The sequence below is a fragment of the Dysgonomonas sp. 37-18 genome (assembly GCF_001899125.1).
Taxonomy (GTDB): domain Bacteria; phylum Bacteroidota; class Bacteroidia; order Bacteroidales; family Dysgonomonadaceae; genus Dysgonomonas.
Window position 1 is genome coordinate 1 of record NZ_MKVC01000019.1, and the last position, 12,587, is coordinate 12,587.

10 protein-coding genes are annotated in these 12,587 nt (G+C 35.3%); 1 reads left to right on the plus strand and 9 read right to left on the minus strand.

Going from position 1 to position 12,587, the window contains the following annotated elements; genetic code table 11:
• Positions 1 to 170 precede the first annotated feature (170 nt).
• From BGO84_RS06975 to BGO84_RS07015, 9 genes are all read right to left on the minus strand, one after another.
• Positions 171 to 419, minus strand: a complete 249-nt coding sequence (locus BGO84_RS06975) for a hypothetical protein (RefSeq protein ID WP_006801094.1) — start codon at positions 417 to 419, stop codon at positions 171 to 173.
• A gap of 28 nt (positions 420 to 447) precedes the next feature.
• Positions 448 to 2,316: a heavy metal translocating P-type ATPase gene (locus tag BGO84_RS06980; RefSeq protein WP_306540389.1), complete on the minus strand. Its 1,869-nt coding sequence runs from the start codon at positions 2,314 to 2,316 to the stop codon at positions 448 to 450.
• Between the two features lie 66 nt (positions 2,317 to 2,382).
• Positions 2,383 to 2,607: a winged helix-turn-helix domain-containing protein gene (locus BGO84_RS06985; RefSeq protein ID WP_006801092.1), complete on the minus strand. Its 225-nt coding sequence runs from the start codon at positions 2,605 to 2,607 to the stop codon at positions 2,383 to 2,385.
• Positions 2,608 to 2,633: 26 nt separating this feature from the next.
• On the minus strand, positions 2,634 to 2,975 hold the full coding sequence (locus tag BGO84_RS06990; RefSeq protein ID WP_006801091.1) for a P-II family nitrogen regulator: 342 nt from the start codon (positions 2,973 to 2,975) through the stop codon (positions 2,634 to 2,636).
• A 30-nt stretch (positions 2,976 to 3,005) separates the two neighbouring features.
• A complete protein-coding gene (locus BGO84_RS06995) occupies positions 3,006 to 4,202 on the minus strand; it encodes an efflux RND transporter periplasmic adaptor subunit (RefSeq protein ID WP_006801090.1) in 1,197 nt (398 codons plus the stop codon).
• A 9-nt stretch (positions 4,203 to 4,211) separates the two neighbouring features.
• Positions 4,212 to 5,465 (minus strand): TolC family protein, encoded by a 1,254-nt coding sequence (locus tag BGO84_RS07000; RefSeq protein WP_006801089.1) that lies wholly within the window; start codon positions 5,463 to 5,465, stop codon positions 4,212 to 4,214.
• Positions 5,462 to 8,581, minus strand: a complete 3,120-nt coding sequence (locus BGO84_RS07005) for a CusA/CzcA family heavy metal efflux RND transporter (protein ID WP_083820982.1) — start codon at positions 8,579 to 8,581, stop codon at positions 5,462 to 5,464. Before BGO84_RS07005 ends, BGO84_RS07000 begins: the two co-directional genes overlap by 4 nt.
• 84 nt (positions 8,582 to 8,665) lie before the next feature.
• Positions 8,666 to 8,983, minus strand: a complete 318-nt coding sequence (locus BGO84_RS07010; RefSeq protein WP_006801087.1) for a DUF6660 family protein — start codon at positions 8,981 to 8,983, stop codon at positions 8,666 to 8,668.
• 127 nt (positions 8,984 to 9,110) lie between these two features.
• Positions 9,111 to 9,536 (minus strand): transcriptional repressor, encoded by a 426-nt coding sequence (locus BGO84_RS07015; RefSeq protein WP_006801086.1) that lies wholly within the window; start codon positions 9,534 to 9,536, stop codon positions 9,111 to 9,113.
• Between the two features lie 182 nt (positions 9,537 to 9,718).
• On the opposite strand from BGO84_RS07015, the gene BGO84_RS07020 reads away from it, so the two are divergent.
• Positions 9,719 to 12,587 (plus strand): Eco57I restriction-modification methylase domain-containing protein (locus tag BGO84_RS07020; protein ID WP_291028612.1); only part of this gene is annotated, 2,869 nt, incomplete at its 3' end.

Sequence of the window (12,587 nt, forward strand, 5' to 3'; positions counted from 1 at the left end):
ACCTTCGGGTAATAATAATTCATAGCCACTTTCCATTAAACAAAGTTAGGAAAAATTATATCTCCACAACTTTTAGGAAAGAGCCTATGTTATTCATTGTTTTTTTATAAAAATAAGATTCGCTTGGCTGAGCTAAAGAGTTGTGTTCAGCCAAACGAAATTTTGAAAAATTACTTTCTGAAAATATAATTAGCTATAATCCATGTGTTAAACCCAAACACTACCATATATGGAATCGGATTAAAATGATTTGGACAATGTTCACTCTTACATCTGAAGAATATAAGCCATACAATTATTCCCATCAAAGCACCTATAGATATACTTATCAGAGAAAGATATCTTTTTATAATGGGATTCAGTTTTGATGGAGTTTCTTTTCTTGCTGCTAATCTTCTTATACGTCTCTTTTTACTCATGACGATAATAGTGTTAGTTACAAGACTTTCAGAACCTCATTTTTAATATTCTGACCGCATTTAGTATTGCTAGCAGAGAGACCCCAACATCAGCAAAGACCGCTTCCCACATGGTAGCCAAACCAAAACCACCTAAAATAAGTACAATCAGTTTAACCGAGAATGCCAATACTATATTCTGTATGACAACTTGCCTTGTAGCTTTAGCTATTTTAATCGAAGTTGCTATTTTGGATGGTTGATCTGTCTGAATGATTACATCGGCCACTTCGATAGCAGCATCACTCCCCATTCCTCCCATTGCTATTCCAACATCACTTAATGCCAGTGAGGGAGCATCATTTATTCCATCTCCGACAAAAGCAATGACATTATTCTTTTCTGTTTTCAGTTCCTCTATATGACGAACCTTATCTTCAGGTAAGAGGTCCCCATAGGCACTGTCAATACCAAGGCTGGATGCTACATTATTCGTTATGGAAGATTTATCCCCACTCAACATTACAACTTGTTTGATTCCAGATAAATGCATATCTGAAATAGCAGCCTGTGCATCATCTTTTACCTCATCCGCTATTGTTATATAGCCCGCATATTCTTCATTAATAGCTGCAATCACAATAGTCTCAACTATAAATTCAATTGTTCTGTCATAAGAGATATTAAATTTCTGCATCAACTTAGCATTGCCCACCAATACTTCTTCTCCATTTACGATCCCTTTAAGTCCATGCCCTGATATTTCTTCCACATCTGTAGCTGTATAATTATCTGAATCCTTTGCAAATTGAACAATTGCTCTAGCAATGGGATGATTTGAGAATTTCTCTATGGCAGCAACAATAGCGACAAATTCCTCTTGCTTATCTTCATCGACCGACGCAACTTTCTGCACATTGAACACACCTTTGGTCAAAGTACCTGTTTTATCCATCACGACTGTATTGACCTTAGTCATTAAATCGAGATAGTTAGCTCCCTTGAAGAGTATGCCTGCTTTAGAAGCTGCTCCGATTCCGCCGAAATAGCCTAATGGGATAGAAATAACTAATGCACATGGGCAGGAGATTACCAAGAATACCAATGCACGGGATAACCATTCGCTAAATATATAGTCGCTCACCACAAAATAAGGAATGACTGTTATAAAGAGAGCTAACAGGAATACAATCGGAGTATATATCTTGGCAAATTTACGGATCAATAACTCTGTCTTTGCTTTTCGGGAAGTTGCATCTTGCACCATTTCTAGGATTCTGGCAAGAGAACTATCCTGATACTTTTTAGCAACCTTTATTTCGATCACTTTATCAAGATTCAACATTCCTGCTAGTACAGTTTCACCGGCTGAAATAGTTTTCGGTTTGCTTTCCCCTGTTAATGCTGCTGTATTAAAGCTTGCTGATGATGTAAGCATTATTCCATCCAAAGGGACTTTCTCTCCGGCTTTTACCTGAATAACTTCGTCAATTTCCACTTCTTCAGGAGATATTGTTTGATATGAATCATTTCTATAAACAGTTGCTGTGTCAGGACGTACATCAAGCAATGCCTTAATGTTTCTTTTGGCTCTATTCACAGCCGAATCTTGAAACAATTCACCAATCGTATAAAATACCATTACAGCTACTCCTTCGGGATATTCGCCTATAATGAAAGCTCCAAGTGTAGCCATCCCCATAAGTGTAAACTCAGTAAAGAAATCCTTTTCCTTGATCGTTTCAACGGCTTCCCTAAAAACGGGAAAGGCAACAGGGATGTAAGCTATAATATACAACCCTAAACGAAGATAGCCGTTAAATATATCTGGAATAAAATTATCCATCGTAATACCAACAAGTAGCATAAGTAAACTTATTGAAACCGGGATATACTGCTTCCAGTTATTTTCAAACATCTGCGACTCGGTAGAGTCGCAAGATGTGCATTTATAATTATTCTCTGTATTCATTGCTATAAGTATTTAATAATACATTTCACTCGTAGAGCTATTCAACTCAAGATAGAGTATTTCATTTTTGTAAATGAACTGGATCTTATTCTCTCGAGATAACCATCCTAATGCCAAACATATGTTTTTATCATTATATCCGGTCAATTCCCCTATTTGTCTTACGGATAATGCTCCTTCATTAGACAATAATTGCCATATTACTCCGGCATTTATTCCAATATCATTTTTCAACATCTTGACTCTATTTTAAAAATTAATAACTAATCAAGAAGCCACCTGTCATCAGGCAATCCGGTTCTGACTCTGATTGCTCTTTCAACATCAGAGACATAGATTATACCGTCTCCTGAATTACCTGTTTTACCATATGTTGATATTATCGTAATTATTTTATCCACATCATCATTGTTACACACTATCTCAATCTTCGCAACTTTACTATTGGTAAGTGCAAAATTCATGGATAAAGAAGCATCTTCACTTTTTAAATGCCCTGTGCCTTCAGCCATTGAAACAGTAAGATTTGGAAATCCTGCATAAAGTAGTTCTCTTAGAATATCATTAACCTTAAACGGTTTAATAAAAGCTTTTATCTCTTTCATGTGATTTTATTATTTAATGTTTCAAAAAGATTAATGACCATGTTCACCATGATCTGTACTCATAGATGCTAAATAAAATGCATTAGCTTTAACGATAGTCACACCCTCTTCCAGTTTATTTACCGGAGTTATCTGTGTATATCCTAGTTCGCTTATACCTGTCAATACCTCAATCCTTTCAAAATGATAAGTTTTTACACCTTCTTCATTAGCTTCTTTCTCTAACACAAATATGTATTTCTTTCCTTCATTGCTGATAATGGCATCATTGGGTACAGCATCAGTTTTTTGTTTTCCAACATTAATCAATCCGGTAACATACATACCCGGAATCAATTTGATATCTGTCTTACCTTTTATATTTGCATGAACGATAATTGCCTTGGTATCCCCTTCGAAAGACTTGTTGATTTCATAAATCTCACCTTTCAGATTAACACCGGGTTGGTTGGTGAGGGTAATATCCACTTCCTGTCCGATTCTTACCATATTAATATCTTTTTCAAAGACTTTAACATCGCAGTGTATACCTGCATTATCGGTAATACTCATTAGTGGTGTTTGCATATCGACATAACTTCCGGTACTGATATTGATTTTGCTGACAGTTCCTGAAATAGGCGTTTTTATCGGAATTTGAGTAACCATATTACCTGAAGAAACCTGTTCGGGGCTAATGGATAATTGTCTTAGCTGCTTTTCCAAACCTGTTAGCTGCGCTTTAGTTATCTCGTAATTAGCTGTTGCCTGCTGCAAAGTTTTTTCAACCCCTGCACCTTGAGTGGATAAATCTTTTTGTCTTCTGTATTCTTGATCGGCAATCAATGCCTCTTTTTTAGTTGTCAGATAATTCTTTTGCAACTCCACTATTTCCGTATTTTCGAGATAGGCTACAGCTTGTCCGGCACTCACGGCTCGACCTTCAATCACCATTACCTGTTTGATGATCCCTCCTAACAAAGAGGTTACCTCCGCTTTTTTCTGTGGATCCAAGGCCATTTCGCCATTTACTCGAATAATACTATTTAAGTCTCTCTGTTCAATTTTGCCAAGTTGAATATCCACAGCTTTCATTTGTGATTCGGTTAGCTCTACTTCTACCGATTCGCCACCATGAGATTCTTCTGTACCTTCTTTTTCTTTTTCAGCCTCATTTTTAGGCTTCTGTCCACATGACCCTAAAAATATAAGAGACAAAGCAATTATCGCTATATATATTGTTTTCATAATTTTTTGTTATTTATTTCCTTGCAGGTAGTTTAACATAATGATTGTTTGATTGTAGTCATTGATAGCATTTGCATATAGCAAATGTATCTCTACTGCGGTCTTTAAATTCTGGATATACTCGACATAATCTATTTCTCCTTTTTCATATGAAACCTGTGATATCCGTGTTATATCTTCTGCTTGTTTGCTGCCACGAAGTGAATAATAGTCCAAAGCATTTTTAGCCTTGGTATATTCATTCAGATAAGTCTGATAATTCTTACGCATAGTAAGCATAACCTCTTCCTGCTGAACCCTTGCTATTTCGACTTCTCTTTTAGCAGCTTTTGTTTTGGCTCTTTGTTCTCCAAAAAATAGAGGAACACTTATTCCTACTTCAAATCCCATGAAATTACCTTTGTCAAAACGTTCTCTTTGTAAATCATACGGGTTAAAACCTTTTATAAGAAACTGGTTTTTCAATGCAAAATTGAAACTGGGCAGATATCCTTGTTTAATCACACTGAGGTTCTTTTCGCTTATGATCTTTTTATTAGCATAAACCTCTCCAAGTGGTGTTTGCTCCGGATTGAAATCATTAAAAGGATAGACTGCATCCAAAACAGTCAGAGTCGGCTCAACAGGTTCGACTGCCTCATCCGTATTCATCCAGCGTTGTAAGATTAGTTGTATGCTCTGATAATTCTTTTCAGCCTTTTGTAACTCAATTCTGTTTTCATTATAGAGTCGTTCAGCATTCATCTGTTCCAAACGTCCTGTTTCCCCTGATTTCAACTTTGCATTGGCGAGGAATAAGAATTTACCATAAATACGGTCCTGTTCCTGTAATATTTTGATATTTTCCTTTGCATAAAGCAATTGATAATATGTTGCTGATATTTCTTTTACAAGTTCATTGCGTGTAACGTCCAAATTACTTCGTTCCAGATTCGTTTCGGCTTTCAATAAGCCTCTGCGAGAACCATACACTGTAGGGAACTCAAAACTTTGGCTTAATGATATGCTATTATCAGGGCTTCCTCCTGATGTTGGGTCCTGACTTAACGAAAAGCTTGTTTTATCAATATTAAAAGCTGTGCCTTGCAAGTCTTTTGCTCTTTCAATTGAGATACGACCCGACTTCATGGTCAGGTTGTTATCTATTGCCGATTGAATGCATTCCTCCAATGATTTTGTTGTATTTTGCCCAAATAAAGACGGAGCTAAAACAACAGTCATTGTTATGAATACAATAGTCGATATTATTATTTTTGTTTTCATTCCTGTTTATTTTTAGTAAATGTTTTATAGATAGAAGGTAACACAACCAATGTTAGAGCCGTTGCAGTTAATAATCCTCCTATTACCACTGTTGCGAGAGGCCTTTGCACTTCGGCTCCATCGCCTGTAGATAAAGCCATTGGTAAGAATCCTAATGATGCGACAAGCGCAGTCATAATTACCGGACGAAGGCGCAGCATACACCCTTCGATTACTCTCTCACGAATGTTTGTCATCCCTTCTTTTTCAAATATGTTGAATTGCCCAATCAGAACAATGCCATTTAATACCGCAACACCGAACAGAGCTATAAACCCGACACCTGCCGAAATACTGAAAGGCATGTCACGTAACCATAGAGCCCAGATACCTCCAATAGCCGAAAGTGGTATGGCAGAGAATACAAACAAGGACTCTTTTACACTTTTCAATGTGGCATATAGAAGAAAGAGTATTAATAACAATGCTAATGGAACGGCAACCATCAATCTGTCTTTTGCTTCTTTCAGATTTTGAAATTGTCCTCCGTATGTATAATAATATCCTGCCGGTAGTTTGAATTCTTTGTCTAATATATTCTGAATATCAAACACAGTGCTTTGGACATCACGTCCTCTGACATTAAATCCGACATAAATTCGTCTCTCTCCATTTTCGCGTGTTACCTGTGCAGGTGCATCTTCATATTTAATTTCAGCCACTTGAGAAAGAGGGATTGTTCCTCCTGATGAAAGGGGCAGATATAGATTTTCTAATGAAGAGATATTATTTCTCAGATCATTATCCATTCTTAATACTAAATCAAATCTACGGTCTTCCTCAAACACATATCCAGCCTCATTTCCGGCAAATGCTGTTTTAAGTACCATATTGGCATCTTTGACTGATATACCATATTTCGCTAATTGATCTCGATTATAAGTAACCTGAACCTGTGGTAATCCGGTAACTTTTTCAACAAACGGATCACTTACTCCATCTACTTTTTTTATCAAAGAGGCTATCTTATTGGCTGATGAGCTAAGTACTTCCAGGTCATTCCCATAAATTTTAATGGCTACATCCTGTTTAATACCTGTCACTAACTCATTGGTTCGCATCTGTATCGGCTGTGTCATTTCCACTCCTAATCCGGGTATCTCTCCGATAGCTTTTTCCATCTTCTCCATCAGCTCCTCTTTGGTTTTGGCTGATGTCCATTCTTTTTTAGGAATTAAAGCAATCATCATATCCGCTCGTTCAATAGGCATCGGATCAGTTGGAATTTCGGCACTACCAATACGGCTTACGGCTTGTTTTACTTCAGGAAACTGTTCTTTGAGTATTTTTTCAGCTTGAGAACAGCTTTTAATCATCTGTGACAAGGATGTTCCCTGAGCCATACTTATTTCTGCCGCAAAGTCGCCTTCTTCGAGATTAGGTATAAATTCGCCACCCATTCTATTAAACATGAATACACTGACTGCAAACAGTGCAACCATACTTATGATTAGAGTTTTGCTCCAATTCAAGCTTTTGGTTATAATAGGACGATAGAAATTGTTAAGCTTATCCATTAGCTTATCTGAGATATTCCGCTTGTGCTCAGTTTTCTTACTTAAAAACAACGCACTTGCCATAGGCACATAAGTTAGAGATAGAATAAATGCACCCAATATGGCAAAGAACACTGTCATAGCCATTGGCTTGAACATCTTACCTTCTATACCGACCAAAGTGAAAAGTGGAATATAAACAATCATGATAATGATTTCTCCAAATGCGGCACTATTCCTTATTTTAGAAGCTGAATCAAATACTTCCTGATCCATTTCTGCCTGTGTCAGCAACCTCCCTTTATATCGGTCTTTCATGACTCCTATATGATGACAGACGGCCTCGACAATGATGACCGCCCCATCCACAATCAATCCGAAGTCGATAGCTCCGAGGCTCATCAGGTTTCCACTTACACCAAACACACGCATCATACCAAATGCAAACAGCATAGATAGTGGTATTACGGAAGCTACTACCAATCCGGCTCTGTAATTCCCTAAGAAAAGTACAAGAATGAAGATAACGATCAATCCTCCCTCTATCAGGTTTTTGGTAATAGTATTCGTTACTCTGTCTACCAATTGTGTCCTGTCAATAAACGGCTCAATAATGACTCCCTCCGGTAAGCTCTTTTGTACCTGAGCCATACGCTCTTTTACATTTTTTATTACCTCTTGAAAGTTTTCACCCTTCAACATCAGGGTAATACCTGCAACAACTTCTCCGTCTCCATTTCGGGTTACAGCACCATAGCGTGTTGCATTTCCATACTGTACTTTTGCTACATCCCGAACAAGGATAGGAGTACCATTGACTGTTTTAATCGGTATTTTTTCTATATCTTCCAAAGACTTGACAATACCTAACCCTCGTATGAAATACTGATTACTGTATTGTTCAATGTAGCTCCCTCCTGTATTTTCGTTATTGTTTTCAAGTGCAGTATACAATTCAGGGATTGTTATATTTACAGCATTGAGTTTATCCGCATTAATGGCTATCTCGTATTGTTTTACAAAACCTCCCCAGCCACTTATCTCTGCTACACCTTCTGTGCCTGAGAGTTGCTTTCTAACGATCCAATCCTGCATGGTACGCAAGTCAGATATACTGTATTTATCCTCATAGCCTTCTTTTGCCCGTATTGTATAGTGATAGATCTCTCCTAATCCGGTAGATATAGGAGCTAAACTAATCTTACCTACTCCTTGAGGAATAACTTCCTCCGCTTCTTTTAGTTGCTGGTCTACCTGCTGACGTGCCCAATAAATGTCAGCATCTTCTTTAAATACAATGGTTATAACGGATAAGCCACTTCGGCTGATACTTCTTCTTTCTATAACTTTGGGAATATTGGCTAAAGCCATTTCTAAGGGAGTAGTAATAAACTGCTCCACTTCCTGTGCTCCTAAGGATGGAGCCTGAGTAATGACCTGCACCTGATTATTGGTGATATCAGGGGTAGAGTCGAATGGTAATTGAGACAGGGAATAAGTCCCCCAAATAATGAGGGCTACAGTCATGACTCCAATTACCAATTTATTCTCTATCGAGAATTTAATCAGTTTTTGAAACATAATTTGAATATTAAAATATAACAATAGGATTGTACGATACATCTACCTTTAGACGTATCAAATTGGATACAAGAATGTTATATTTTAAGCCTTAGGGGGTCTCCAAAGACTATCCAGATGAGATGAAGTTTGGTTTTCATTATAAATAGCAATCTTCTTGACCGGAGTACTATCTATATTTCGCAGGTCAAAGCTATTTTTTGCTATAAAATTGGGATTGTGAAAGCTGGAACATGCGCAAAACGGAGTACATATTTCCTGAGCAGTATCGCTTTCACTATGAGCTGTTGAAACTTGTTCTGTCTTATCTTGTAAAGAATCTATAGTCTGTATATTGCAATTGCATGGAAGCAAGGCAAGACACAGAAAATAAATACTTATTATAAAGACAAATGGTCTCATTTTGTTTTTCTTTATGCTACAAATATAAAAATAAATTTATGCAACTCAGTTGCAGACTTCTATTATTTGTTAAAGAAAGGTTTTAAGTTTGTATATTTATTGAAAAAAGGATTGTAGATAACAAATATCATGAATTAATGAGCTTATTACACTGGCCGCAATATCCTTTAATTACAAGATTTACACTTTCTATTTGCATAACGGGTGATAATTGAAATCCGGGAATAGATATATTATCCAGGCAAAATGCCTTTTTGCAATAATTACAATAAAAATGAGCGTGCATATCTTCAATGCTGCAATGGCAATCTCGACTACATACAGAATACTTAACAGAACCTGAGCCATCATCGAAGCTATGTATTAATTGATGCTCATGAAATAAATGTATTGCTCTTGATATTGTAGATTTATCTATCGTGTCAAGTTGAGATTCTAAATCTGACAAACTAAATGCTCTGTCAAATTCAAGCATAGCTTTTAGTACCAGTATGCGAATAGCTGTTGGTTTTATATCCCGCTCTTCTAATAAATTTACAAAAAGACTGTTCATAATGCAGTATTTTATAATATAGAGTTTATAAAGTTATATCTTTTATTGAAAAAACTCCTCCTCTTTCTGGCTTTATTCTTCACATGCTCTCATTACATATTTCTAAACAAAAAGGATACTTTACATTTTATATGTTATATTTTTGTGTTTAATAAAAACGTATCTATATATCATACAATATTATGAAAACTCCTAAACAAGCTTTAAATCCAGCATTTTTAAAACAAAAACCGGATCGCAAAGAAATAGAATTGTTTAAACAAGAGTTTATTTCTCTGTTGGATAAAATAAACGATACTGAATCGGAGGAGTTTCATAAAAACCTAATTATAGATTTCCTAAATTCCGTTTACTATAAAAACAATCACTATATTAATACATATGGTAGAACAGATTTAGTTATTCATAACGAGAAAGATACTAAATCACCTGTTGGCGTCTTGATAGAAGTAAAGAAGCCAACTAACAAGAGTGAAATGATCAGCAAAGAAAACCTCAATGCTAAAGCATTTCAAGAATTGGTTCTTTATTATCTCAGAGAACGTAAGGCAAACAAGAATCTAGAACTACGATATTTAATTATTACGAATATCAACGAGTGGTTTATTTTTGATGCTCAAGACTTCAAAAAACTATTCTATGATGATAAGAAATTTGTAGACTTATTTGAACAATTCCAAAATAAACGTTCGGATGATTCATCTACAAACCACTTTTACAAGGAGATCGCATCGCCTCAAATAGAGAAAGTGAAAGATCAAATCCCATATACTCATTTTGATATTAGGGATTATGATAAAATTATGCGTAATAAGGATAAGGAGGACGATAGAAAACTAATTGCTCTTTATAAGTTTTTATCTCCGATTCATTTACTCAAACTATCCTTTGCTAAAGATTATAATGAGTTAAACAAAGAGTTTTATGCAGAGCTTTTACATATACTTGGCTTAGAAGAGGTCAAAGAAAAGTCTCAAAAATTTATTGTTCGAAAGTCTCAAGGAAAAAGGGATAATGGTTCAATTATTGAAAATGCGATAAACGAATTAGATGCGATGGATAAATTATCTATGCTATCTAACATAAAACAATATGGAAACACCTATGAGGACCAATTATATAATGTAGCTCTAGACTTAAGCATTACGTGGGTCAATCGAGTCCTGTTTTTAAAATTGCTAGAAGCTCAAATTATTAAATATCACGACGGGAATAAAAAATATTCTTTTCTTTCAACTGATAAAATTGAAGGGTATGATGATTTAAATAGTTTATTCTTTCAAATATTAGCTCGCAAAGAAGACGAGCGGCGAGATGGAAATTTAAAAGAAAAATTCTCTCATGTTCCATATCTGAATAGCTCTCTTTTCGAACCAACGGAATTAGAGGGTTATACTATTGCGATTAGCGGACTTCAAGATAAAGCAAAAATAGAATTATACTCTAAATCTGTATTGAAGATTAAAGGACAAGTTGATAAGAGGCTTACTCCTTTAGAATACTTATTGAAATTTCTTGATGCCTATGATTTTAGCAGTGAAAGTTCAGAAGATATACAAGAGGAAGATAAAGCATTGATATCAGCGTCTGTTCTTGGATTGATCTTTGAAAAAATAAACGGATACAAAGATGGCTCTTTCTTTACTCCAAGCTTTGTTACTATGTTTATGTGTAGGGATACTATAACTCGCACTGTTATACAAAAATTTAATGAGACTAAAGGTTGGGAATGCAAAACAATCATAGATCTACATAATAAAATCTCAGATATAAAAGAAGCGAATGAGATATTCAATTCTATTCGGTTGTGTGATCCAGCTGTCGGATCAGGTCATTTTTTAGTTTCAAGTCTAAATGAAATGATCTATTTAAAATCAGAACTCGGTATTCTTACGGATAGAGAAGGGAAATTATTAAGAGGCTATAAGATTAGTGTAGAGAATGATGAGTTGATAGTCAGCGATAATGAATATGGTATATTCAAGTACAACCCTCACCATCACGAGAGTCAGCGTGTACAAGAAACATTATTTCATGAGAAGCAAACCATAATTGAAAACTGCCTATTTGGTGTTGACCTTAATCCAAATTCTGTAAAGATCTGTCAACTTCGTCTATGGATCGAACTTTTGAAACATACCTATTACATAACTAAGACCAATAGATTAGAAACTCTACCTAATATTGATATTAATATCAAATGTGGAAATTCATTAATTAGTCGTTTCGGCTTAGACGAAAATTTAAAACCGATTCTTCGAGGGCTGAATATATCGATTTTAGAATATAAAGAGGCTGTTAATAATTATAGGAATGCCCACAATAAGCAAGATAAAAAACGTTTAGAACAATTTATTAAAGAGATTAAAACTAATCTAAAAACTGAAATTAGCAAAAACGATAAGAATAGTAAATCCTTGTTTAAAGCAAAAAAAGAATTATCCGATTTAACAGCACCAGATTTATTTGAGCGAACACCCAAAGAAAAAAAAGCTTTACAAAAGAAAATAGATTTAGCTCAAAATGCTGTTGGAAAATATTCTGCTATTATTGAAGAAATCAAAAATAATAAAATATTTCAAAATGCATTTGAATGGCGTATTGAATTTCCAGAAGTATTAAATGAGGATGGTGATTTTATTGGTTTTGACGCTATCATTGGCAACCCACCGTACATTCAGCTTCAGTCGATGGGAGAGATAACAGATATCTATCAAAAAATGGAATTTGAAACCTTTGAACGTACAGGAGATATCTATTGCTTGTTCTACGAATTAGGAAATAATATTCTTCGAAAAAACTGCTTTTTATCATTCATTACGTCTAATAAATGGATGCGTGCAGGATATGGAGAAAGTATGCGCAGATATTTTGTGGAGCAGACAAATCCTGTATTATTAGTGGACTTTGCAGGTATTAATGTATTTGATGAAGCCACTGTGGATGTGAATATTTTAATGTTCCAGAAGGATAAAAACCGACAACAAACAGAGGCTTGTATTGTCAAAAAGGAAGGTATAAAAGATTTGAGCGTTTTTATTAGACAGAATA

Bases quoted from the DNA above. Each gene is read 5' to 3' on its own strand.
- BGO84_RS07015 (WP_006801086.1), bottom strand. From the start codon at position 9,536: ATGAACAGTCTTTTTGTAAATTTATTAGAAGAGCGGGATATAAAACCA.
- BGO84_RS07000 (WP_006801089.1), bottom strand. From the start codon at position 5,465: ATGAAAACAAAAATAATAATATCGACTATTGTATTCATAACAATGACT.
- BGO84_RS06990 (WP_006801091.1), bottom strand. From the start codon at position 2,975: ATGAAAGAGATAAAAGCTTTTATTAAACCGTTTAAGGTTAATGATATT.
- BGO84_RS07010 (WP_006801087.1), bottom strand. From the start codon at position 8,983: ATGAGACCATTTGTCTTTATAATAAGTATTTATTTTCTGTGTCTTGCC.
- BGO84_RS07005 (WP_083820982.1), bottom strand. From the start codon at position 8,581: ATGTTTCAAAAACTGATTAAATTCTCGATAGAGAATAAATTGGTAATT.
- BGO84_RS06995 (WP_006801090.1), bottom strand. From the start codon at position 4,202: ATGAAAACAATATATATAGCGATAATTGCTTTGTCTCTTATATTTTTA.
- BGO84_RS06985 (WP_006801092.1), bottom strand. From the start codon at position 2,607: ATGTTGAAAAATGATATTGGAATAAATGCCGGAGTAATATGGCAATTA.
- BGO84_RS06980 (WP_306540389.1), bottom strand. From the start codon at position 2,316: ATGTTTGAAAATAACTGGAAGCAGTATATCCCGGTTTCAATAAGTTTA.
- BGO84_RS06975 (WP_006801094.1), bottom strand. From the start codon at position 419: ATGAGTAAAAAGAGACGTATAAGAAGATTAGCAGCAAGAAAAGAAACT.